This window comes from Planifilum fulgidum (assembly GCF_900113175.1).
Classification (GTDB): Bacteria; Bacillota; Bacilli; order Thermoactinomycetales; family DSM-44946; genus Planifilum; species Planifilum fulgidum.
The window spans coordinates 20,939-44,738 of sequence record NZ_FOOK01000016.1 but is presented as its reverse complement, the minus strand read 5'-3'; the positions used below and the strand labels follow the sequence as shown (position 1 = coordinate 44,738).

At 60.7% G+C, this 23,800-nt stretch carries 20 protein-coding genes; 11 read left to right on the top strand and 9 right to left on the bottom strand.

Annotated elements, in window-relative coordinates; genetic code table 11:
* The first annotated feature begins 204 nt into the window (after positions 1-204).
* Positions 205-630, top strand: a complete 426-nt coding sequence (locus BM063_RS10160) for a DUF5946 family protein (protein WP_245752217.1) — start codon at positions 205-207, stop codon at positions 628-630.
* A gap of 221 nt (positions 631-851) precedes the next feature.
* Here BM063_RS10160 and BM063_RS10155 read toward each other — a convergent pair whose 3' ends face one another.
* From BM063_RS10155 to BM063_RS10145, 3 genes are read right to left on the bottom strand one after another with little or no spacing between them, the layout of a single operon-like run.
* On the bottom strand, positions 852-1,442 hold the full coding sequence (locus BM063_RS10155; RefSeq protein ID WP_092038578.1) for a YdeI/OmpD-associated family protein: 591 nt from the start codon (positions 1,440-1,442) through the stop codon (positions 852-854).
* Positions 1,399-1,860 carry an SRPBCC family protein gene (locus BM063_RS10150; RefSeq protein ID WP_425439150.1) on the bottom strand — a complete coding sequence of 154 codons (462 nt, stop codon included), beginning with the start codon at positions 1,858-1,860 and terminating at the stop codon, positions 1,399-1,401. The genes BM063_RS10155 and BM063_RS10150 overlap by 44 nt, the downstream gene beginning before the upstream one ends.
* 49 nt (positions 1,861-1,909) lie before the next feature.
* Positions 1,910-2,242: an ArsR/SmtB family transcription factor gene (locus tag BM063_RS10145; RefSeq protein ID WP_092038636.1), complete on the bottom strand. Its 333-nt coding sequence runs from the start codon at positions 2,240-2,242 to the stop codon at positions 1,910-1,912.
* A 624-nt stretch (positions 2,243-2,866) separates the two neighbouring features.
* Between BM063_RS10145 and nagE the strand changes: the two genes are divergently transcribed.
* The 3 genes from nagE (at position 2,867) to BM063_RS10130 (ending at position 5,963) form a co-directional block, all read left to right on the top strand.
* Positions 2,867-4,297 (top strand): N-acetylglucosamine-specific PTS transporter subunit IIBC, encoded by a 1,431-nt coding sequence (nagE, locus tag BM063_RS10140; protein ID WP_092038576.1) that lies wholly within the window; start codon positions 2,867-2,869, stop codon positions 4,295-4,297.
* A 100-nt stretch (positions 4,298-4,397) separates the two neighbouring features.
* Complete coding sequence (locus tag BM063_RS10135) at positions 4,398-5,312, top strand: DUF7916 family protein (RefSeq protein WP_092038574.1); 915 nt, start codon at positions 4,398-4,400, stop codon at positions 5,310-5,312.
* 120 nt (positions 5,313-5,432) lie between these two features.
* Positions 5,433-5,963: a PTS sugar transporter subunit IIA gene (locus tag BM063_RS10130; RefSeq protein ID WP_092038634.1), complete on the top strand. Its 531-nt coding sequence runs from the start codon at positions 5,433-5,435 to the stop codon at positions 5,961-5,963.
* On the opposite strand, the gene BM063_RS10125 is transcribed toward BM063_RS10130, so the two are convergent.
* Positions 5,957-7,729 carry a glycoside hydrolase family 3 protein gene (locus BM063_RS10125; RefSeq protein ID WP_092038632.1) on the bottom strand — a complete coding sequence of 591 codons (1,773 nt, stop codon included), beginning with the start codon at positions 7,727-7,729 and terminating at the stop codon, positions 5,957-5,959. The genes BM063_RS10130 and BM063_RS10125 overlap by 7 nt on opposite strands.
* Before the next feature lie 357 nt (positions 7,730-8,086).
* On the opposite strand from BM063_RS10125, the gene BM063_RS10120 reads away from it, so the two are divergent.
* Both BM063_RS10120 and BM063_RS10115 read left to right on the top strand, forming a co-directional pair.
* A complete protein-coding gene (locus BM063_RS10120; RefSeq protein WP_092038572.1) occupies positions 8,087-9,367 on the top strand; it encodes an exo-beta-N-acetylmuramidase NamZ family protein in 1,281 nt (426 codons plus the stop codon).
* Between the two features lie 43 nt (positions 9,368-9,410).
* Entirely contained in the window at positions 9,411-11,168 is a 1,758-nt protein-coding gene (locus BM063_RS10115) for a serine hydrolase domain-containing protein (protein ID WP_245752216.1), read from the top strand.
* A 492-nt stretch (positions 11,169-11,660) separates the two neighbouring features.
* On the opposite strand, the gene BM063_RS10110 is transcribed toward BM063_RS10115, so the two are convergent.
* The 5 genes from BM063_RS10110 to BM063_RS10090 form a co-directional block, all read right to left on the bottom strand.
* On the bottom strand, positions 11,661-12,440 hold the full coding sequence (locus BM063_RS10110; protein WP_092038570.1) for an enoyl-CoA hydratase/isomerase family protein: 780 nt from the start codon (positions 12,438-12,440) through the stop codon (positions 11,661-11,663).
* 67 nt (positions 12,441-12,507) lie between these two features.
* Complete coding sequence (locus BM063_RS10105; RefSeq protein ID WP_092038567.1) at positions 12,508-13,659, bottom strand: acyl-CoA dehydrogenase family protein; 1,152 nt, start codon at positions 13,657-13,659, stop codon at positions 12,508-12,510.
* A 12-nt stretch (positions 13,660-13,671) separates the two neighbouring features.
* A complete protein-coding gene (locus BM063_RS10100) occupies positions 13,672-14,568 on the bottom strand; it encodes a 3-hydroxyacyl-CoA dehydrogenase NAD-binding domain-containing protein (RefSeq protein WP_092038565.1) in 897 nt (298 codons plus the stop codon).
* Positions 14,569-14,597: 29 nt separating this feature from the next.
* Positions 14,598-15,800, bottom strand: a complete 1,203-nt coding sequence (locus BM063_RS10095; RefSeq protein WP_092038563.1) for a thiolase family protein — start codon at positions 15,798-15,800, stop codon at positions 14,598-14,600.
* 130 nt (positions 15,801-15,930) lie between these two features.
* Positions 15,931-17,679 carry a sigma 54-interacting transcriptional regulator gene (locus BM063_RS10090; RefSeq protein ID WP_245752215.1) on the bottom strand — a complete coding sequence of 583 codons (1,749 nt, stop codon included), beginning with the start codon at positions 17,677-17,679 and terminating at the stop codon, positions 15,931-15,933.
* Positions 17,680-18,059: 380 nt separating this feature from the next.
* Here BM063_RS10090 and BM063_RS10085 point away from each other — a divergent pair, with 380 nt between their 5' ends.
* From BM063_RS10085 to BM063_RS10065, 5 genes are read left to right on the top strand one after another with little or no spacing between them, the layout of a single operon-like run.
* Positions 18,060-19,091: a nucleotidyltransferase family protein gene (locus BM063_RS10085; RefSeq protein WP_092038558.1), complete on the top strand. Its 1,032-nt coding sequence runs from the start codon at positions 18,060-18,062 to the stop codon at positions 19,089-19,091.
* The gene (locus BM063_RS10080) at positions 19,088-20,284 is read left to right on the top strand and encodes a glycosyltransferase family 4 protein (protein WP_092038556.1); all 1,197 of its coding nucleotides are present in this window, start codon (positions 19,088-19,090) and stop codon (positions 20,282-20,284) included. Before BM063_RS10085 ends, BM063_RS10080 begins: the two co-directional genes overlap by 4 nt.
* Positions 20,256-21,377 (top strand): glycosyl transferase, encoded by a 1,122-nt coding sequence (locus tag BM063_RS10075; protein ID WP_245752213.1) that lies wholly within the window; start codon positions 20,256-20,258, stop codon positions 21,375-21,377. The genes BM063_RS10080 and BM063_RS10075 overlap by 29 nt, the downstream gene beginning before the upstream one ends.
* Entirely contained in the window at positions 21,361-22,770 is a 1,410-nt protein-coding gene (locus BM063_RS10070) for a phosphomannomutase/phosphoglucomutase (RefSeq protein ID WP_092038552.1), read from the top strand. The genes BM063_RS10075 and BM063_RS10070 overlap by 17 nt, the downstream gene beginning before the upstream one ends.
* A 43-nt stretch (positions 22,771-22,813) precedes the next feature.
* Positions 22,814-23,785: a type I phosphomannose isomerase catalytic subunit gene (locus tag BM063_RS10065; protein WP_092038550.1), complete on the top strand. Its 972-nt coding sequence runs from the start codon at positions 22,814-22,816 to the stop codon at positions 23,783-23,785.
* Positions 23,786-23,800: the final 15 nt, after the last annotated feature.

The window sequence follows — 23,800 nt, the reverse complement described above, 5'->3', positions numbered from 1 at the left end:
CGGCGTCGTGAAGATCTGTCCCGGCTCCCGGGATATGGGTTTATCAGCAGTCTCACCGCCGCTGTGCCGCATGGGCGCTCAAGCCCTTGTGGCTTCCGCACCCGTTCGGCCTTCACTGCAATTTACGGCACCCCGATCGGCGGTTTCCTCCCCTTCCTTCTCTCCCGGCGTTTGCAGGGATAAAAATTAGGCGGGTGATGAGCGATGTATCGTTTCGTGAAATGCCCGGGATGCGGGGCGGAGCTTCCCGATCGGCACTTGCCCGTGAGCGACCGTTATCTTGCGAGCGGCGAATGTTGGGAATTGTACGGTGAGTTGACCGCAAACAACATGGAGGAAATGGACCCTTTCTTCCATCATCAATTGTGCGTGGATGCCCACGGGGCACAGCATTCGGGAGGGCCCGTCAAACCCATCACCACCGTTTTTGCGCCGGTGGGTCTGTATCTGGCCGTCGAGCGCGGGTTTTACGGAAGGCAGGTTCAAATCGCGCACATGAAACTGGCGAAAAAGGCGGGAAAGGGAGCCGAATGGCCCCGGCTTGAGCCGCCGGAACGGCCAGGGGATATCGCGGTTTTGGATGTGATGAAGGGGGAGCCGGGAAGCGGCAGAAAGGAAATGATCCAATAATGGGCGAAGGCGGTGTGGAGAAGCTGGGCGCACCAGCACGACCGCATCCGGACCCTGTGCGAAAAATGGATACTGTGAGGCGGCGCATCTTACCCGGCTGCGCCCTTTTGCCAGCACCGGCCACTCCCCTTTTGCGGAGCAAGTGGATCGGCCCAATGGAGGGGCGGAGATATTTCGGCGGGCGGGTCCACAGATGTCCGCCGTTCCGCGGCTTGCCCGGCCTAGTCATTCATTCCCTTTCCGCTCAGAATGTGCGGAATATATTTTTCGATGCGGGCCAACCGGGTTTCGGACTTCTTGGCCGAGGAAAAATGCAGCAGATATGCCCGCTGCCGGCCCGGCGTCAGCTTTTCAAATGCCGCTTTTAAACCCGGCACTTCCTCAAACTTTTTCTTCAATTCCTCCGGAACGGGCTCCGCTTTCTCGGGAGGGTCCCATTTCAGTCCGGCTTTCTCCACTTCGATGGCTTCCTCGATATAGGACTTCAAAACCGGGCGCAATTTTTTGATCTGTTCAACGCCCGTGAACCGGATTTGTCGGGCCAATTGAACATTTTTCGTCTGTCGGACGAGAATGCCGTGGGGATCCTTCAGCAGAGCGCCCTTGTGAAACAGGAGGGCGCAGTAGTTTTTAAACCCGTGAATCAACACGATGTTTTTGCCCTCATACGTGTAGCAGGGATGCATCCACTTGAAATCCTCGACCAGCCCGCAGTCCAGGACGATTTCCCTGAGCAGCCGAAACTCCTCCTTCCACTGCTTCAGCTTGTCAAAATAGGCATCCAGTTTCGGATTCCTCTTCCCTTCCCTCATCCGCATTCACTCCTCGAAAGCGTGGGTTGACCGCCACCGACCACACGGATCCCCCACGTGTTGTCATTGTTCCAACACTTTTTTCAGCTCCCCGCACCATTCCCCAGCCGTACCTGGCCCCTTCCAGGCCTTGCTGCCGGAAAAACCCGGTCTGTTCGAGATGGAGATTGACTCTCCCATTCCCCAAGTCCTGCAGCGTCCAGACGATCTTGTGTTCCTCCCCGCCGCCGGCCCAGGTAAAGGATAGCCGGGGCGTCGGTTCGACAACCAGCACTTCGCCCTCAATGATCCCGTCCCAACCGTTGAACGGCTGGGCCCGGAACCGAAAACGGCGCCCACGACGGGCTTGAAATTGTTCTCCATCGGCCCGCCGCAGCCCCCCTCCACCTGGCAAGTTTGTTTGGTCTAAGCGGACCACAGCTTCTCCATCGTCGCCGCAAACTGAAAATCCATCGTCAGCTTCAGTCTCACTCTTCTTTCTCCTCCCGCAAAAATCGATCCAGACGTGACATATTGGCACTCCAGAACACGCTGTAATCGGACACCCAATCCTGAACCTTCTTCAGCGGAAAGGCATTGAGCCGATAGCGCGTCTCTCTGCCCGCTTTCCGGTCCACAACCAGTCCGGCTTCTTTCAATATTTTTAAATGTTTGGAAACCGCTGTCCGGCCTATCGAAAACTGCGCCGCCAACTGGTGAAGCGGCAATTCTCCCTTCTCGGCCAGCAGTTGGATAATCCGGCGTCTCGTTGGATCGGCAATTGCGTCAAACACATCCCGTGACGGCTTATTTCCGCTCATGACACCCCCCTCCTGATGAATCCCGGCCACGCCCTGCGCAGGCGGCATCCCGCCTCTCGATGCGGGAAACAAGCCCTCCGGCATCCGGAAAAAGGACACCTTTTGGTGTCGAAAATATTATATGACACTTTTTGGTACCCTGTAAAATATTTTCATTTCCTGTTTTCACTGGCCAAGAGCCAATCGATCCGGGGGAGTGGGAATCCTTTACGAAAAGGGAGATCCCCGATCCGGGCCGAAGCGTCGAAGTCATCGGGTTCCTGTGCGCGGCCGGCAGCCCGCGTGGACGAAATCTTCAACAGGGCTTGGGACGCCTATCCGCCTCCCAGGCGATCCGCCGACCACGGCTTCGCGTCCAGACGGAGTTTTCGCCATCCCGACGGCCGTCTCTGGAAGTTTTTCATCATGGATCCCGGCGCGGGGGGCTTGTCGCCCCGAAGGATCGGCGAAGACTGCAAGCGTCCGGTTCACCCCAAAAGCCGTTGCAAGATGCGGGCGCAGATGGTAACATGAAATTGAGCGTGTTACTGCCGACAAGGGCAGGCATGAGCTTGTCAGCTTGTGCCTGCCCTTTTTTCTTTCGGCGGAAAAGCGCTTACAACAACAAGGGGGAGGTTAAAGAACATGTTGGGTCAGTTGCAACGGCTGGGCAAATCGCTCATGTTGCCGGTGGCGGTGTTGCCCGCCGTGGGGCTTCTGCTGCGCTTCGGTCAACCGGACTTGTTGGACATTCCCTTTATCGCAGCGACCGGCAGCGCCGTCCTGGACAATCTTCCGGTTCTCTTCGCCATCGGCGTGGCCATCGGTCTGGCGAAGGAAAACCACGGGGCGGCGGGGCTGGCCGGCTACATCGCCTATGAGATCATCACCAAAGGGGCACAGGCCATCAACGAGGACATCAACATGAGTGTCCTCGGCGGGATCATCGCCGGGATTCTCGCCGCCTGGCTGTACAACCGGTATCACACCGTCAAACTGCCGGATTATCTCGGATTCTTCGGCGGCAGGCGCTTCGTCCCCATCGTCACCGCCGGTGCGGCGATCGTTCTGGCCTTCGTGCTGGGTTACGTATGGCCCTACATTCAAGCGGGCATCGATGTTCTGGGCCACGGACTGACCGGTATCGGCGCCCTCGGTGCCGCCATCTACGGCTTCCTGAACCGTTTGCTGATCCCGCTGGGGCTTCACCACGTCATCAACTCGTACATCTGGTTCGTCTTCGGCGAGTATGAAGGAAAAACCGGGGACCTGCACCGCTTCTTCGCGGGCGATCCGACCGCCGGTGAATACATGGCGGGCTTCTTCCCCATCTTCATGTTCGGTCTGCCGGCGGCCGCCCTGGCCATGACGCTGGCGGCCAAAAAGGAAAGGCGCCCCGCCGTTGCCGGCTTCATGCTGAGCGCGGCGCTCACCGCCTTCCTGACAGGGATCACCGAGCCCCTGGAATACTCCTTCATGTTCCTGGCGCCGGTGCTCTATGTCCTCCACGCCCTGTTGACGGCGATCAGCCTGGCTGTCGTCTATGCCCTTGACATCCGGCACGGTTTCTTCTTCTCCGCGGGATCCATCGACTACTTCCTCAACATGGGGCTGGCGGAGAAGGGGTGGTGGCTGATTCCCATCGGTGCCGTGTTCTTCGTCCTTTACTTCCTGGTGTTCTACTTCAGCATCAAGGCCTTCAACATCAAAACCATGGGGCGGGAATCGGAAGGGGAAGCCGCCCAAAGCGGAGGATTCAGCGTCTTTGACGAGTACCAGCTCGCCTCGAAAGAGGAGGACAAGGAGGAGAAAAAGGCGGACGGCGATATGGCCGAACAAGCCCGCCAGTATCTTGCCGCCATGGGCGGGAAGGAGAACATCCTGGAAGTGGAGGGATGCATCACCCGGCTGCGGTTGAGGGTGAAAGACACAAACCTCCTGGACGAGGAAGCCTTGAAGCGGCTCGGCGCCGCCGGGGTCATGAGACTGGATGACCAGCACGCCCAGGTTGTCGTCGGCACCATCGCCGACATGCTGGCGGAAGCGATTCGGCACGAAATGCGAAAAGACGGATAATAAGGTCCCATTCGAATACAAAACCCGAAGGGGGTGCGCCTTCACCCCGCGATCGGCGCACCCCCTTCGTCCTTAAGAAAAGAGCGAGGGGGAAACCTGCGTGAAACGCATCCTGGACTGTCACGGAAGCGATTTTGCCGCCATGAAGGGGCAGGATCTGAAAGCCTCGATTCGGGCCGCCGAAGGACGCACGCTGCTTTCCGAGCTGATCGTCCGCTTCCCCTCTCCCTTCGAAGATGTTTCGCTTCCGGAAGTGGCGCGTTCCTTCGGCGCCGACCTGTTGTTGCTCAACCTCTTTGACGTGAACCGCCCGCGCATCAGCGGGTTGCCCGTGGAAGAGGGGGAGGAAGTCGTCCGTCTGGCCAAGCGGTTCACCGGAAGGCCCGTCGGCGTCAACCTGGAACCGGTGGATCCCGATCCGTCCATGATGGAGAAGCAGATTCCGATCAGCGCCGGGAGAACGTTGAATCCGGACAGCCTCCGAAAGGTGAAGGAATTGGGCTTCGACTTCGTTTGCCTGACGGGAAACCCCAAAACGGGCGTCACCAACGATGCCATCCTCCGGGGAATCCGCCTGGCGCGGGAATGGCTCGGGGAGGAACTGATGATCATCGCCGGAAAGATGCACGCCGCCGGCACCTCCGAGGGCTGGACGGAAGAGGAGGTGGTCGAATCGGCTGACCGATTCGCGGAAGCGGGAGCGGATGTGGTGCTGATTCCGGCTCCCGGCACCGTCCCGGGTCTGGACGTGCCGCTTTTGCGCAGGGCCGCCGAAGCGGTTCATCGGCGGGGAGGGCTTATCATGGCCGCCGTCGGCACCTCCCAGGAAGGGGCGGATGCGGAAACGGTGCGCACCATTGCGCTGGAAAGCAAAAAAGCCGGGGCCGACATCTTCCACTTGGGGGACGCCGGACTCCTCGGGATGGCCCCGCCCGAAAATCTCTTCGCCGCCTCCGTCGCCCTCCGCGGAAAGCGCCACACATACCGCCGGATGGCCTCCTCCGTCCTTCGCTGAACCGGTGGCAGCAGGTCGAGGACGGAAGGAGGCGTCCGCGCCTCCTCCCCATCCCCCGGGACCCGGCATTTGGTTTGGCGGGTCCGGGCGCCATCCCGCGACAAAAAAGCAGAAGGTGTGGTGATCAAAGTGCCGTTTTGGCGAAGAAAAAAATCCGCTTCATCCGATGAACCCGCCTGGATCCGGATCCACGCTCCCTTCAGCGGAAAAACGGTTCCGCTGACCGAAGTCCCGGATCCCGTTTTCGCCCGGAAAATGGTGGGGGACGGCGTGGCGATCCTCCCGGAATCCGACATGCTGCTGTCCCCCGTCGGCGGCACGCTGACCCATCTCTTCCCGACGGGCCACGCCGCGGGAATCACCACCGACGAGGGATTGGAAATCCTCGTCCACATCGGCATCAACACCGTCGAGCTGAAGGGGGACGGGTTCACCGTCCTGGCCACCCCGGGAAAACGGGTGGAGGCGGGGGAACCGATCATCCGGATCGATCTGGAGAAGCTTCAAAGGACGGCCAAATCGATGGTGTCACCGGTGGTGGTGACCAACATGGAGCGGGTGGCAAAAATCAAACCCGCAGCATCGTCGGCCGTCCGGTCCGGAACCGACGAACTGCTGCGGGTGCTGCCGAAGCCGCCGAAGGATCAATAGCTCAGGCCGAATCCGTATTCAAACATCCCGGGCACCGTAACCGGCAACCTCCCGGAGGGATTGACCTCTCCCGTCAGCGCCTTGGCCAGCGCGCGAACCGACACATCCCGGTTTCCGTAGGTGGCCAGGTATCCGTCCACTTCCGGGAAAGCGGAGATGTCGTAGGGATTGCGCATCGCCGCGACCACCACCGGCTTGCCCGTCTCCTTCAAGGCGCGAACCAGGTTCTGCTGGCCGGTGTTGGAGTCCGCGTTGTAGGTGGTGACGATGACCGCATCGACGCCCTTCGCCTTTTCCACAGCCGCTTCAATTTGCGCCGACGTGGGCGTGGCCCCCGTCGTGTAGGCATCGGCGGAGATGCCCTTTTCTTCCAGCAGCGAGGCGAGCCGCTCCGGCTTGCCGTCGGACGGACCGGTCACCAACACGCTTTTTCTCTTGGACAGGGGGAGCGCCCCCTTTTCATTTTTCAGGAGGGTGATGCTTTTTTCGGCAATCCGGTCCGCCGTTTCCAGATGTTTGTTGTTCCCGATGACCCGTGTCTCCTTTTCGTCCACATAGGGATGGTGGAACAACCCCCGCTTCATCTTGTACCAAAGGATCCGGTAGACGGATTCATCGAGGCGCTTCCGGCTGATCTCGCCGCTTTTGACCGCGTTCAGCACCGCGTTGTAGGCGAGATCCACATCCGGCGGATTCAGCAGGATGTCCGCCCCCGCCTTGAACGCCTCGACGGGAACCCGGTCCGGCGGCAGGACGTTGGCCCCCGACATGCCGAGGCTGTCGGTGATGATCAAACCGTCAAAGCCCATCTCCTTCCGGAGGAGATCGGTCAGAATCGGTTTGGAAAGGGTGGCCGGAAGTCCCGAGTCGTCCAGGGCCGGAACCACGATGTGGGCCGTCATGATCGCGTCGATCCCCGCGTCGATCGCCGCCCGGAACGGCTTCAGGTCCACCTTTTCCAGGGTTTCGCGGTCGTGATGGATGATCGGAAGACCGTAGTGGGAATCCACGTCCGTATCCCCGTGTCCCGGGAAATGCTTGGCGGTGGCCACGATATTTTGCCCCTGGAATCCCTTCACCTGGGCCACGCCCATCTTGGCGACCAGGTCCGGGTCCTCGGAGAAGGAACGCACGTTGATGACCGGATTGGCCGGATTGACGTTCACATCGAGGACCGGCGCCAGATTCATGTTGATGCCGAGACTCTTCAACTCCCGCGCCATGACTTCGGCCGATTTCCCGGCGTATTCAATGGACCGGGTCGCCCCCGCGGCCATGTTTCCCGGAAAAACCGTGGCCGGCTCCGTCACCCGGGCAACCATGCCGCCTTCCTGGTCCGTGGAAATGAAGAGCGGAATTTTCATGCGCTGCTTCATGGCGATCTTCTGCAGCCCGTTCGAAAGGGCGTTCACCTGCTTCGCGTCGAGAGGGGTGCCGATGTTGTCCGTCCAGTTGAAGTAGATCACGCCGCCGATGTGGTACTTTTCGATCACCTCTTTAAAGTTTTTCCCGCCCCGCTTCTGTTCCAAATTGATTTCCTCGTAATCCGGATCCGTCGGCGTCCTGCCGTACACATGCACCATGAACAGTTGTCCGACCTTTTCTTCCAGGGTCATCCTCCGGATTTTGCTCTGAATCCATCCCTTCGCCACCCGGTCCTCCTTCCAGCCCGGCTTCACCGCGTCCCCGGTATCAGCCAGAGCGGCGGCCGGAAGAACGGTGAAGAAAACCAGGACCGAACACAGAACGGCAAGCCATTTGCGCATGTACGCGATTCCCCTCCCGTTTCTTGTTCGGGCAGGCGGATCCCGCCCGCAGGCATCTTCCCGCATTAAAAGCCTTCCCACGGGAAATAAGGAAATGAATCCCTTTCCGCCCTTCTTTTCATTGATTTATTTCCATTCGGAATATTATCACGATTGCATGTCCCGGTCAAGCAAGTCCCTTTCCCCGGGGCGTTATGTTACAATCTTGAAATATTTAAAACCAATGAGTTCACTGTGATATCCTAAGAGGAGAAGGGGAATCCAGGAAATCGCGTCCCGGTCCCGGAGAGCAGTTTTCACTTCCTTTTTCAAATCCGGGATCTTCCGATCCCACACTCCACAGGGAGGGAAATTTTGATGTGGAAACGGTGGCTGGCCGTAGGTTTATTGGCGCTCGTGATGATCTTCACCGGCGTTTGGCATTACGCGGACGGTTCCCGGCACGCCGGAAAGCCGGCCAAAGTGAAAACCGGTCTCGAAATTCTGCTCGAACAACCGGACAGGTTGAAAGGGAAAAAAGTCGGTTTGATCACCAACCCCACCGCCATTACCCGGGATTACCGCCATGCCCTGGACGCCATGTTGGATGCGGGCATCCAGGTGGTCAAGGTGTACGGTCCGGAACACGGCGTCCGGGGCACGGAACAGGCGGGAGAGGAGCCGGGTTCCTTCGAGGATCCCCGGACAGGACTTCCCTTTATCAACCTTTACGGCAAACAGCCTGAAGAGATGATCCCCCTCTTCGACGGAGTGGATGTGCTGGTCTTTGACATCCAGGATGTGGGCACCCGCTTTTACACCTACATCTACACCATGGCCTACGCGATGGAAGCGGCCGCCGAAGCCGGAAAACCCTTCATCGTCCTGGACCGCCCCAACCCCATCGGCGGGGAAAAGGTGGAAGGTCCGGTGCTGGATCCGGCATACCGTTCCTTCGTCGGCCTCTTTCCGATCCCCCAGCGGCACGGGATGACGGTGGGCGAACTGGCCCGGATGTTCAATGAGGAATTTTTCCCGAAGGAAGGAAAGAAAAAGGCGGATTTGACGGTCATCGCCATGAAGGGATGGAAAAGAAATCAGCTTTACGAGGACACCGGCCTTCCCTGGGTGATTCCTTCGCCGAACATGCCCACGACGGACACGGCCCTGGTCTATCCCGGAACCGGAATGATCGAGGGAACAAACCTGTCCGAGGGCCGCGGAACCACCCGTCCCTTCGAACTGTTGGGAGCCCCCTACATCAAGGGTTGGGAACTGGCGGAGGCGCTGAACGAGGAAAAACTGCCCGGCGTTTCCTTCCGGGAAGCCTACTTCAACCCCACCTTTTCCAAATACGCGGGAGAAACGGTGGGCGGAGTGCAGGTCCATGTGGAGGATCCCGAACGCTTCTCCCCCATCCTGACGGGGCTCGTGATCATCGAGAAGGTGAAGCAGCTGTATCCCGAGGATTTCGCCTGGAGGAAAGACGGAAACGAATACTGGATCGACAAGCTGACCGGTTCCGACCGGGTCCGCAAAAAGTTGGATGCGGGGATTCCCGCCCGCAAGATTGCGGAAGAATGGAAAGAGGAACTGAAGGATTTCCAAAAGCTTCGCGCCCGGTATCTGCTCTATCCTCCGGCCGGAAAAAAACACTGATGCCAGCCCTAGGCGCGGACGCCAAAACTTCAGGAGGGAGAACATGACCCGAGACAAAGGCAGATGGCGGGGACATCGGCGACTGCTCAGCATCAGCCTGGGGATGTCGATGCTCCTTCCGACCACTTTCTGGAATCCTCCGTTCCTTTCGGCATCGGCAGATTCCGCCCTGAAAAAAAATCCGGAGGTTGAGATCGGCGGCGTCCAGGTGATCCCTTCCCAAAACAACCATCCCTTTCCCTGGGACGAACCGGGGATTTCCTCCCCGGTGCTGCGCTGGGGGGCGCCCAAGGCCGCCGGGATGAAAGTGGGGCCCTTAAACGCCATCGATTCGCACATTCAACAGGCGATCCGGGAACGGACCACGCCCGGGGCCGTGGTGCTCATCGCCCGCCGGGGAATCGTGGTGAAGCACAAGGCTTACGGCCACTCCCTCCTCTATCGGGACGACCGGTACACACCGGTGGAAAAGCCGATCGCCATGAGGGAGGACACCATCTTTGACATCGCCTCCATCAGCAAATTGTTCACGGTCACGGCGGCGATGAAATTGTACGAGCAGGGAAAATTCAAGCTGGATGACCCCGTCGCCCGCTACATCCCGGAATTTGCGGCGGAAGGAAAGGAAAAGGTGACCATCCGGCAGCTGATGACCCACACCTCGGGCCTCGCCCCGTGGATACCCCTCTACCAGATGGGAGACAGCCGGGAAGAACGGCTGCAAATCGTGTTCCGTCAACCCCTCGAGGCGGAGCCGGGAACCCGGTACGCCTACAGCGACTTGAACCTGATCACCCTGGGGGCGCTGGTGGAACGGCTGTCGGGGATGTCCCTGGATCACTTCGTGAAAAAGCACATTACCGATCCCTTGGGCATGACCGACACGATGTACAACCCGCCCGCATCCCTGAAACCCCGGATCGCCGCGACGGAATACCAGGCGGCGACCGGACGGGGGCTGGTCTGGGGCGAGGTGCATGACGAGAACGCCTGGTCTCTCGGCGGGGTGGCGGGCCACGCAGGGGTATTCTCCACCGCCCGGGATCTGGCCGTGTTCGGCCACATGTTCCTCCAGAAGGGAAAATACGGCGGCAAGCGGATTCTGAAGGAATCGACGGTGGAGCTGATGGCGAAAAACCACCTGCCGGACTTCCCCGGCGATGACCAGGGACTGGGCTGGGAATTGAACCAGGGCTGGTACATGGACGCCTTGGCCGACGAGAAAACTATGGGTCACACCGGCTTCACCGGCACCTCCCTCGTGCTGAACCGGAAAAACCAAACCGTCGCCATCCTGCTGACCAACCGGGTGCATCCCAACCGGAACCCCACCGTCAATCCGCTGCGTCGCCAGGTGGCCCGTCTGGCCGCCGACGCCATCCCCGTGGGCGGCCTCGGGAAAAAGGGAGCCTGGTTCTCCGGTTACGGCGATAATCTGGACCGATCCCTGCGCAGCGGAGAATTGCCGGAGTCGTCCAAGCCCTCCACCCTCTCCTTCGACACCTGGTACCGGGTGGAGGCCGAACCGGGAACCGGGGAAGATTCCGGAACCGTGGAAGCCTCCGCCGACGGAACCCGCTGGAAGCCCCTGGCGGAACCCTTCGTCGGCAACAGCGACGGGTGGAAGCGGGTGAAGGTGACCGTTCCCCCGAAAACGAAATACCTCCGTTTCCGCTACAAAACCGACGATTACGCCAACGGCAGGGGTTGGTACGTCAAAAATCCGGAACTGAAAACGGCCGGCGGCAAAAAAGTGGACGTCCAATGGTCCGGCGACGGCTGGGAGATCCGGAACTGGTGATCCCAAAGGAAAGGGGCACCTCTTTGGAGGGATGCCCCTTTTCCGTTTCCGCTTTTTCCTTATCGATGACCGCCCTTTGTCCGCCCCAAAACGCTGCTGGCCGAACCGGCTGTCCATTGGCCCCTTTACCGAAGTTTCTCCCGCCCCGGTTCCCGGATACCGCCGCAAGCTCTTTCCGCTTCGCCGCCGGCAGCCGTTTTCCCAAACCCCCTTGATCCCGAACGGCCCGGCCGATCAGCGCCATGCAGGTGGGCGGCCCACTTGATCGCGGCCACCTCCTTCCGGCCCCTTGTATCCATCATGTGCGCCGCCTTCGGGGTGAAGCAGCGGGCCTGTTCCATCCCGGCCCAGGAATCACTCCCTGCGCGGCGGGGCCCGACGCAGGGACGCGCCCACGCCAATTTACCATGGCTGTTGGACTTTGACTCGGCCGAGCAAGCGCAATCCCTTCCCTCCACCGAAGGTTGGACCGCAATCCCCGCGAAAGCCGGTTCATCTTCCCTTAAAGGAAGGCTTCCGCTTTTCCAGAAAGGCGGCGGTTCCCTCGCGCATGTCCTCGGTGGTGTACAGGAGCGCTTGGGCCAACTTTTCCAGGATCATCCCCGTCCGCTGATCCGTTTCAAAGCCGGCGTGCACCACCATCTTCGCCAACCGGACCGCCAGCGGCCCCTTCGACAGGATCGTTTCGGCCACGCTTCGCACCTCTTCCATCAAGCGGCCGCGGGGAACCACCCGGGAAACCAAGCCGATCCGCTCCGCCTCCCGGGCGTCGATCAGGGTCCCCGTCAGAATCATGTCGATCGCCCGTCCCTTTCCCACCAGGCGGGCCAGCCGCTGGGTTCCCCCCGCCCCGGGAAGGATGGACAAATGGAGTTCGGGGAGCCCGAACTTGGCATTTTCCTGGGCGATCCGCAGATCGCAGGCCATGGCCAGCTCGCATCCTCCCCCCAAGGCGTAGCCGTTGACGGCGGCGATGGTCGGCTTTTCATACCTTTCGATTTCGTCGTAAAACCCCTGCAGGACGGCGGCCAGCCCGTCCCGCAGGGTGCGGCGGTTAAGCTCAGCGATGTCCGCCCCGGAGACAAAGGCCTTCTCCCCCGCTCCGGTAAACACCACCAGCTTCACCCGGTCGTCCTCCCGCCAGGATTCGAGCACCTCCCTCATCTCCCGGATCACCTCGGAATTCAAGGCGTTCCGCACTTCCGGGCGATTGACGGTGATGATTCCCAACCCGTCCGCCACTTCCGCAAGGATCGTCTTCCGTTCCGGCATTGCTGACCCCTTCTCGACGGTTGACCCCGACCGGACAAGATAGGGAGGGCTCCCCTTTTCGCCCTCCCTACCGGACGTATTCCTTTTTCAACTGCGCCGCGATAATGTTGCGCTGAATCTCCGACGTCCCCTCATAGATCCGGGTGATGCGGGCATCCCGGTAAAACCGCTCCACCGGCAGCTCCCGCATGTATCCCATGCCGCCGAAAATCTGCACCGCCCGGTCCGCGATGCGGTTATACACCTCCGAGGCGTACAATTTGACCGCCGCCGCCTCCTTGATCACTTTCTTTCCCTCGTCCACCATGAAAGTGACGCGGTACAGCATGCTTCGCAAGGTTTCAATCTCCACATACATGTCCGCCAACATGTGCTGAATCGCCTGGTTCTCGAAGATCGGACGGCCGAATTGTTTCCGCTGCATGGCATAATCCAGGGAAAGCTCCAGCAGCTTCTCGCAGGACCCCAGGCAGCGGGCGGCGAGGGAAGCCCGGCCGTTGGCCAAAATCTTCAGCGCGTTCACATATCCTTCCCCTTCTTCGCCCAACCGGTTGGCCACGGGCACCTCGCAGTCCTCGAAATAGAGTTGGCAGGTGTGGGAACCCCGGAGCCCCATCTTCACGTCCGCGGGCCCCCGGCTGAAACCCGGAAAATCGCCCTCCACCAAGAAGGAGGTGATCCCCTTGGCGCCCTTGGAGGGATCGGTGCTGGCCATGACGGTGATCACGTGGGCCTCCGGCCCGTTGGTGATGAAGTGCTTCATGCCGTTCAGCACGTATCGGTCTCCCCTGCGCTCGGCCCGGGTGCGCAAATTGGCCGCGTGGGATCCCGCCTCGGGTTCGGACAGGGCGAAGGCGCCGATCCACTCCCCCGTCGCCATCTTCGGCAGAAAGCGCTCCCGCTGCTCTTTTGTGCCCATTTCCACGATGCCGACGGTTCCGATGCCCGTGTGGGCGCCGATCAGGCTGGTGAAACCGTTGTGTGTCTTGCCGAGCTCTTCCAAAAGGAGGCACTTTTCGGTCATGTTCAGGCCCAAGCCGCCGTATTTCTCGGGGATGGACAGGCCGAAGAGGCCCAGTTCCTTCGCCTGCTCCACCACCTCCTCCGGAATCCGGTCCTCCTCTTCGATCACGTGGGCCACCGGTTCCACCACATCCCTGACAAAATCCCGGACAACCGCCTGCAACTGCCGAATTTCCGGTCTCAAATCCCGTTTCAAAGGTCCTCACCTTCATTTGGCAGGATGATCTTCATCCTCCGGAATCCGCCGCCCCTGTTCATCGTAGCGGTAAACGCCCCAGCCGGTTTTCCTCCCCAGACGGCCGGCCTTCACATATTGAACGAGCAGCGGGCAGGGGCGAAACTTCTCCCCCAGCGTCTCGTGCAAATACTGGAGCACCTTCAGCCGGGTGTCCCAACCCACCAGATCCCCCAACTCGAAGGGGCCCATGGGAAAGTTCAAGCCGAGCTTGATGGCCCGGTCGATCTCTTCGGGGGTGCCGACGCCTTCCATCAGCATGTAAAAGGCCTCATTCCCCACGAGGGCGCTGATGCGGCTGGTGGCGAATCCCGGCCGCTCCTGAATGCGGACCACTTCCTTCCCCAGCAGCCGGCCCACCCTTTCCGTCTGCTCCACCGCCCAATCGGCGGTCTGCAGGGCGCGGACCACCTCCACCAGCTTCATCCGGTGAACGGGATTGAAAAAATGCATTCCGCAGACCCGGGTGGGATCGGAAGCGGCGGAAGCGATCTCCGTGATGCTCTTCGCCGATGTGTTGGTCGCAAGCACCACGTCGTCATCGCAGACATCATCCAACTTTCGGAACACGTCCTGTTTGACGTCCAGATCCTCCACCACCGCCTCGATGACAAAATCGCAATCCCCGAAGGATTCCAACGAATCCGCCGTCTGAATCCGGGGCAGCGCCTCCGACCCCCGTTCCGGATCGAGATAACCCTTTTCCACCTGCCGATTGATGAGGGAAGCGATCTGTTTCACCGCCTGTTCGGCCACTTCCGGCAAGGCGTCGTGCAACACCACCTGAAATCCGGAAACCGCCGCCTGGTAAGCGATTCCCCGACCCATCACTCCCGCGCCGACCACGCCGATCCGTTGAACATCGCGCATGTTTCAGCATCCTCCTTCCACTGCTGGCGTCAATCCTCAACCCGCTCGACCACGGTGGCGATTCCCTGTCCCACGCCGATGCACATCGTCACCAGCCCGTAGCGGGCCTTGCGACGCTTCATCTCGTAAAGAAGGGACGTCAACAGACGGGCTCCGGTGCTCCCCAGGGGATGACCGATCGCGATGGACCCGCCGTTGACGTTGCACTTTTCCCCGGGAATGCCCAATTCGCGCATGCAGGCCAGGGCCTGGGCGGCAAAGGCCTCGTTCAACTCCACCAGATCCACCTGGTCGATCGTCAGCCCCGCCCGTTTCAAGGCCTTTCGGACCGCCGGCACCGGACCGATTCCCATCACCGAGGGGTCCACCCCGGCCACCGCGGTGGAGAGGATCCGTCCCAGGGGCTTGAGGCCGTAAGTCCTCGCTTTCTCCGGAGTCGCCAGCAAAAGGGCCGCCGCCCCGTCGTTGATCCCGGAAGCGTTGCCCGCGGTCACCGTTCCCCCCTCGCGAAAGGCCGGTCGCAGGGAACTGAGCTTTTCCAGCGTGGTGTCCGGCCGGGGGTGTTCGTCCTCCTCCACCCACCGGGTTCCGCTTCGGTCGGTGACCGGAACCGGCACGATTTCTTCCTTGAACTTCCCTTCCCGGATCGCCGCCGCCGCCCGCTGCTGGCTCCGGAGGGCGAACCGGTCCTGATCCTCCCGGGAGATGCCGTAGCGCTCCGCCACATTTTCCGCCGTCTCCCCCATCGACTCGGGGGGATACCGCTTCGCCAGCTTGTCATTGACGAACCGCCAGCCGATGGTGGTGTCATAAACCGTCACATTTCCCCGCGGAAAAGCCCGTTCGGGTTTGGCCATCACCAGGGGGGCCCGGGACATGCTCTCCACGCCTCCGGCGATCATCACATCCCCTTCCCCCAGCCGGATCGCCCGGTTGGCCTGATTGACGGCCTCCAGCCCCGAACCGCAGAGGCGATTCACCGTCACGCCGCCGACGGTGACGGGCAAATCCGCCAGCAACAGGGCCATCCGCGCCACATTGCGGTTGTCTTCCCCCGCCTGATTGGCCGCTCCAAAGATGACATCCTCCACCTCTTCGCCGGGAACCCCCGTCCGCTCGAGCAATCCCCGGATCACCACCGCGGCCAGATCGTCCGGCCGAACGGAGGACAATGCGCCGCCGTAGCGGCCCACCGGCGTGCGCACCGCCCCAACGATCCAACAATCCTGCACCTTCTCCACCTCCCGCCCCGTTGTTTAAGCAAATCTCATGCCACGGGAAAAAGGCCTTTCCCCTCCCCCGCCTCCGCGGTCCGAACCTTCAAAGAAATAAGTCGGTTCCGGTTTATAAACCGAAACCGACTTACGGGCGCCCCTTTTCCCGGATCCCGTACTTGTAAGCCTTCCGCATCGCCGCGGACTGGCTGATCCCCAGATGCTTCGCCACCTGATAGGAGCTGTGGTGCCGCCTGTAGGCTTCGGCCAAAACGGTTCGCTCCAGGTGGGAAAGCATTTCGCTCAGGGAACCGAAGGAGCGGTTCAATCCGGACAAATCGTAGGCCTCCCCGTTGATCTCCGGGGCCGTACGGCTTCCGTCCGCGGGAGACGGGCCGCTTCCATCTTCCCGGATTTCCGGAATGTGCTCCGGCCGGATCGCATCCTCCGGACAGGTGATCACCAGCCGCTCCACCATATTGGCCAGCTCCCGGACGTTCCCGGGCCAGTCGTACCTCTCCAGTTTCTCGAAGGTCTCCGGGACGAAGTGGCAGGACCGGCGGTATTTCCGGTTGAACTTGTCCAGGTAGTGGACGAGCAGGGGCTTGATATCCTTCCTCCTCCTCCGCAGGGGAGGAATTTCGATGGGCACCACGCTGATGCGGTAATAGAGATCCTCCCGGAACCGGCCCCTTCGGACCATTTCCTTCAAATCCCGGTTTGTCGCCGCGATGATCCTCACGTTGACCGGAATCGACCGGACTCCTCCCACCCTTCGGATCTTCTTTTCCTGAAGGACCCGCAGAAGCTTGACCTGCATCGACAGGGGCAGTTCCCCGATCTCATCCAGAAGCAGGGTGCCGTTTTCCGCCATCTCAAACATGCCCGGTTTTCCTTCTTTTCGGGCCCCGGTGAAGGCTCCGCCCTCGTAGCCGAATAATTCCGACTCGATCAGTTCTTCCGGGATCGCCCCGCAGTTGACGGTGATGAAGGACCCGCTTTCGTAACGGCTGCTGTTTTTGTGAATCAGCCGGGCGAACACTTCCTTGCCCACCCCGGATTCCCCCAGCAAAAGCACCGTCGCGTCCGTCCCGGCCACCCGCATCGCCAGGTGGTACGCCTGCTGCATCACCACGTCGTTCATGACGACGGAGGGCTCCTCTTTCAGGTACAACTTCCTCAAGGCGGACAGCTCTTTGCGATACTTCTCCGACCGTTTCCTCGTCTCGTCCAACTCGTCCCGGAGGCGGTTCAGTTCCGTCACGTCCCGGATGTTGATGACCACGCGCACAATCCGGCCCTCTTCGTCGAAGATGGGGCTGCCCGTGATGATGAGCACCTTTCCGTGTTTGTTCTCCTGCACGGTGCTGACCGTCTTTCCGGTCCTCAGCACTTCCAGCGTGACGGACTTCTTCAAAATCCCCCGCTTTTCCAGATAGCGGACATCCTTGCCGATGTAATATTCCTTGGGAATGCCCGTCAGCCTCTCAATGGCCGAATTGGTATGGAGGGTGATCCCGTTTTGATCCGTGATGTAGATGCAGTCATAGGAATGTTCGATCAGCGTGTCCAGATCCAGTCCGCTGGAGGAAGGAGGGGAAGCTTTTTCCTTGACGGCCACCGGTTCCAAAAGGTAAAGGATCCAGCCCTCCGGCTCTGCCAGAATGCTGTAACGGACGCGGTAATCCTTGCCGCCGATCCGCTGAACCCCCGGATGTTCCCGGGAAGAAGTCGTCTGAATGAACGACACCCAGGATGGGTCCTCCGAAAGCCGCTCTCCGCACAACCGGAGCAATTCCCCGTTTCCGTACCGGATCCTGCCCGCATCGTCCACCACCGCCATGGGGCAGGGCGTCTGGTTCCACAGGTGCTGCCAGTCGAGTTGCTGCCCAGCCATCGCGTACCCCCTCGCAAACGGAATTTTCATCGGCGCCAGCCGGAAACGGGCATCAGGTAACATACTTCCCTATTCTTTTATCGGTCTCCTTTTTTTCGCAAAAAATGCCCCTTCAAACATATTGGATTCTCTCCCGCCGGGACCGGTTGCGGAAGGTCCCGTTCGCCTTTCCGCCGGGCTTGTCTTTTCCAAGACTTTCAAGTATGATATAAATGTATTTTGTTATCAGCCGCTCCATGTGAGTGCTAACAACCCCAAAATTCCTCTCTCGACAGTGTTCCGTCTACGCTACCTTCTCTCTGTCAGATCGTCTCTATCATCATGTCCGTCGCCTCTTTATTGGCATAGAAATTTCATTCTATCCAATGGGGGGATGCTCAATGCAAGCGTTGCTGTTGGCAGGGGGATTGGGAACCAGGTTGAGACCTTTGACGGAACACCTCCCCAAACCCATGGCACCGGTGGTCAACCGTCCATGGCTCGAACACCTCATCAAGCACCTCCAATCGCAAGGCCTCTCCGACTTTGTCATCGCCGTCAAGCACAACGCGGACATCATTCGCAACCACTTCGGTGACGGTCGCCGCTTCGGGGTAAACATCGCATATAGCCAAGAGCCCGAGCTCCTCGGTACTGCGGGAGCGATCAAGCACGCGGAACCGCTGCTTACGGCAAATCGTTTCATCGTGATCAACGCGGACATCATCCACCACGTGGACCTTTTGCCCCTTCTGGAATTCCATCAGTCCTCCGGCGCGCTGGTCACCATCGGCTTGACGGAAGTCGAAGATCCTTCCCAATACGGAGTGGTTCAACAAACTTCTTCGGGACGCATCCTTCGATTCGTGGAAAAACCCCCTCGGCACAAGGCCCCTTCCAACCGGATCAACGCAGGCATTTACGTGATGGAAAAAGAGGCCCTCGCTTGGATTCCCGCCGGACGAGAAGTCTCCATCGAACGGGAAACCTTCCCGCTCCTGATCCGCAAGGGATTGCCGGTCTACGGCTGCACGGTGCGCGGATACTGGCTGGACATGGGAACCCACGACCGTTATCTCGCCTTGCACCGGGATGCCCTGGACGGTAAAATTGATCTCCAACTCCCCTATCCGAGAAAGATGGAGGGCGTTTGGATCGGCGAAAACACCAACATCTCCAGCCATGCCATCCTGATCCCACCCGTCGTCATCGGCCCGGGAACAAAAGTGGAACGCGGCGCGGTCATCGGACCCTACGCAGTGCTGGGAGAGAACGTGACGGTTCATGCGGACAGCCGCTTGGCCCATGCCGTCATCCTCCCGGGAACCCGGCTCGCGCAAAACCGCGTGTTCCGACACGCCATCGTCGGCCCGGACTTTCTGATCACCACCCGCCCCGCCGAGATCCCCCGCCAAGGAGTGATGCAGCAATGATACACCCGGCCTACGTCAGCACCTACGTTCCAAAACGGTGCGGCCTCGCCACTTACACCCACCATCTCCGGACGTCCGTCCGCCAGGCGCAGATGAAAAAGGGAGCAAAACCGGCCGACACGGTGATTGCCGTCGTCGACCCCGACGAAGCCCTGGATTACGACCCCTCCCTGCTTCGGATCCGACGAAACGCCCGCGAAGATTACCGCGACATGGCCAGGCGCCTGAACGACAGTCCGGTCACCGTCGTTTCGCTCCAACACGAGTTCGGCATCTTCGGCGGCGACGCCGGCGAATACGTGCTCGACTTCGTGCGGGAGCTCAGAAAACCCCTTATCACCACCTTCCATACCGTCCTCCGCTCTCCAGAGGAACCTTACCGCCGCATTCAGGAGGAAATCGCCCGGAGAAGCGACCGCATCCTGGTCATGAACCGGCACGCCGCCGATCAGTTGGCGGAACAATACCGGGTGCCGAAAGACAAATGCGCGTACATCCCCCACGGCACCCCGTCCCCCGTTCCGGAACAGCGGGAAGCCATGCGGGCAAAGCTCGGCTGGTCGAACCGGCGGGTCGTGATGACCTTCGGGCTGCTCAGCCCCAACAAGGGGATTGAACTGATTCTCGAAGCCCTGCCGGAAGTGGTTCGCCATATCCCCGACGTCCTGTACGCCATCGTGGGCCAAACCCATCCCCAGGTGAAAAAGGCGGAAGGCGAAGCGTACCGCGAACGCCTCCGGGACATGATCCGGACGCAGGGCCTGGATCGCCATGTGACGATGATCGATCGCTATCTCTCCGAATCCGAATTGGTGCACACCCTCATGGCATGCGATCTGTACGTCACGCCTTACCCCGGGATGGAACAGGTCACCAGCGGCACGCTGGCCTATGCGGTGGGATTGGGCCGGCCCGTCCTGAGCACGCCCTATGCTTACGCACGGGACTTGCTGAGACCCTATCCCGAGCTGCTCATTCCGTACGGGGATGCGGATGCCTGGGCCCGGGCGGTTACCGCTCACTTGTCCGACCCCGGCCGGTTGCAGGAGTGGGAGCGAAAAATCCGGCAGATCGGAAAGGAGATGAATTGGCCCCGCGTCGGCGAACGGCACCTTAATCTTTTCGGTGAGCTGTCTCAGCTCCGTCGTTCCTATGCGGACCGCAGTGAAAACATCGCGTCCGCTTCCCGTTAAACTGATCCATCTGAGACGGCTCACCGACGACACGGGTATCATCGAACACGGCATCGGAAAAATTCCCCGGCGAAAGGAAGGCTACTCCACCGACGACAATGCCCGGGCCCTCTGGACCTGCGTGGAATGGGGAAAAATCGCCCGTCGGACCGGGGACGCCGAAGCGGCGGAACAGCTCGCCCGCCTGTCCGACACGTACCTGGCATTCCTGGTCTGGGTCCAAAAGGAGGACGGCCACTTCCACAACAACGTCGCGTACAACCGCCGGTGGGAAGAGGAAGAGCCGTCGGACGACTGCCTGGGGCGCACGCTGTGGTCCACGGCGACCGCCGCGGTTTGGGATCCCGACGGCGATCGTTCCCGCATCGCCCAAGACTTGTGCCGGACCGGTTTTCGCGCCGTCGATCGACTCCGATATCCCCGGGGCTTCGCCTTCAGCCTTTCGGCGGCCTGCCTGCTCCTGCGCGAAGCGGAAGCGAATCCCCGGCTCGAACCATTGTTCCGGAATTGGATTTTGCGGGATCTGCCGGCGACCGCCGAGCGTCTGGGAAAAGAGCTGATCCAGCGCTTCCGCAAGCACTCCGGTCCGGGATGGCGATGGTTTGAGGACGTCATGACCTACAGCAACGGCGTCTTCCCCTGGGCCTTGTTCCAGTGGCACAGGACCTTCCCGTCACGGGAGGCGGAACAAACCGCCCGGGAGAGCCTCGATTTCCTGATCGAGAAAATGACATCGCCCGAAGGATTCATTCGACCCGTGGGCAACCGGGGATGGTGCACCCGGCAAGGCGGCAGCCAATGGGACCAACAGCCGGTGGAAGTGATGAAACTGGCCATGGCCTGCGAGCAGGGCTATGCGGTGACCGGGGATGCGGGCTACCGGGACGTGTTGGAGAAATGCCGGGCGTGGTTCCACGGAGACAATGACCTCCGGGTGCCGATGGCCGACCCGGCGGACGGTTCCTGTTGCGACGGCTTGACGGAAAACGGGCCCAACCGCAACCGGGGAGCCGAATCCACGTTGGCCTATTTGTTGACGGAAGCCATATACCACAAAATGCGGGAGGGGATGCGCGATGACGAAACCAGCTGACCGAATCGCTTCTCACGTGTTTCGGGAATATGACATCCGGGGCGTCGTCGGAAAGGAGATCCACGAATCCTTCGCCTATTGGCTGGGCCGCTCCTTCGCCCGCCGGGTGCGCGCCGAAGGGCAGCGTTCGGTGGTGATCGGCCGCGACAACCGAAAAAGTTCTCCCTCCCTCGCCCGGGCGATCACCGCGGGTCTCGTCCGGGAAGGATGCGAAGTGCTGGACATCGGGGAAGTCACCTCCCCCATCTTCTACTTCAGCCTGGAACACCTGGATGTTCCCGCCGGCATCATGATCACGGCCAGCCACAACCCGCCCGATGAAAACGGGTTCAAAGTGGCGCAAAACGGGACAACCCTGTATGGCGACGCGGTCAAAAGCCTGTACAAGGAAATGGCGGAAGCGGCCGCCGAAACCGGTCCCGAACCGGAAATCCCCCAAACGCCCCCTTCCAAATCGGTGGACATCCGCACGCCCTACCTCGACATGCTTAAGGAAAAGATCCGGCTCGAAGGCCGACCGTTGAAAGTGGTCGTGGATTGCGGCAACGGGACCGCTTCCTCCTTCGCTCCGGAAGCTTTAAAGCGCTGGGGTTGTGAAGTGATTCCCCTTTACTGCACGTCGGATCCCTCTTTCCCCAACCACCATCCGGACCCCGTCGATCCGAAAAATCTCACGGATCTCATCCGGACGGTGAAGGAGACGGGAGCTGACCTGGGCATCGCCTTTGACGGCGACGGCGACCGCCTCGGCGTGGTGGACGAGACGGGCAACATCCGCTGGGGGGACCAGCTGATGATTCTCTACTGGCGGGAAATTCTGCCGAAATATCCGGGATGCGATGCCTGGGTCGAGGTGAAGTGCTCCCAGGCGCTGGTGGAAGAAATCAAGCGGCTCGGCGGCAATCCCCGCTTCCACCGCACGGGACATTCCCACATCAAGGCGACGTTGCGGCGAACCGGGGCGCCCTTTGCGGGGGAGATGTCCGGCCACCTGTTCTTCAACGACGAGTACTACGGGTTTGACGACGCGCTGTACGCCGCGGGGCGCCTGTTGCGGATCCTGTCCCGGGAGACGCGTCCCCTTTCCGCCCTGTTTGCGGACGTGCCGCAGTACCACGCCACGCCGGAAACGCGGGTGCCCTGCGAAGAAACGAAGAAAGCTTCGGTGATCGAGCAGGTGAAAGCGCACTTCGCGAGGAAATACCCGATTGTCGATGTGGACGGCGCCCGGATACAATTCCCCTCCGGGTGGGCTTTGGTGCGCAGTTCCAACACCCAGCCGATTCTCGTGCTCAGGGCCGAAGCGGACAGCGCCGCCCGGCTGTCCGAAATCAAACGGGAAGTGGAAGACGTCGTCCGCCGTTGCGGCATCACCGCCCCCATCCCGTGGTGACATGGGCGCGCAAAATGGAACCTTACAGTGAAAGGTGGTTTTCATGAAAAAAACGGAACCGGTCAAATTCACCCCCCTCGCCGTGCCGCGGATCTGGGGCGGGCACCGGCTGAAATCCTGGTTCGGCACCGAAACAGAAGAACCGATCGGCGAATACTGGCTCATCTCCAGCCATCCGAACGGAACCAGCATCGTCGGGGAAGGCCCCTTCCGGGGAAAAAACCTGAACGATCTCGTGCGGGAATATCCGGAAGCCTATCTCGGAACCAGTCCGCAACCCCGGTTTCCCCTCCTGATCAAATTGATCGAAGCGGCGCAGGATCTGTCCGTCCAGGTGCACCCGGACGACGAATACGCCCGCCAAGCGGAGTCGGATTTCGGAAAGACCGAGGCCTGGTACGTGCTGGACTGCCCGGAGGACGGGCGCGTCATCTACGGCCACCGCTTTTCGTCGCGGCAGGAATACCTCCGGGCTGTCGAAGAGAAGCGCGTTCGGGAATATCTCCAGTACGCGCCCATTGCGCCGGGCCGGCTGGTGTTCGTCCCCTCGCGGACACTGCACGCCCTGCTGGCCGGCACGACGGTGCTCGAAATCCAGCAGACCTCCGACGTCACCTACCGGGTATACGACTGGGACCGCGTCGACAAACACGGACGAAGCCGCGAACTGCACATCGACAAGGCGGCCGACGTCCTGCGGTACGGATCGCAGCCGGACCCCTTCCCGGAGGAAACGGCGCTCACTCTGGAAGGCGGCCTGCGCGGATCCCGCCTTGTCTCCTGCCCCTATTTCACCATCGACCGATGGAACCTGGCGCCGGGACACCATTCCTTCCGTTTGGGACGCCAAAACAACCCGGACATCCTGATCGTGACGAAAGGGCAGGGCGCCCTGCACTGGCCCGGCGGTGAAATGGCGCTTTCCCGGGGCGAAGCCGCGATCGTCCCCGCCACCTTGTCCGGCTACGAGGTCTCCTGTTCGGAGGAGCTGGAGCTGATCCGCACGTTTTATTGAGAAACCCAGGCGGTC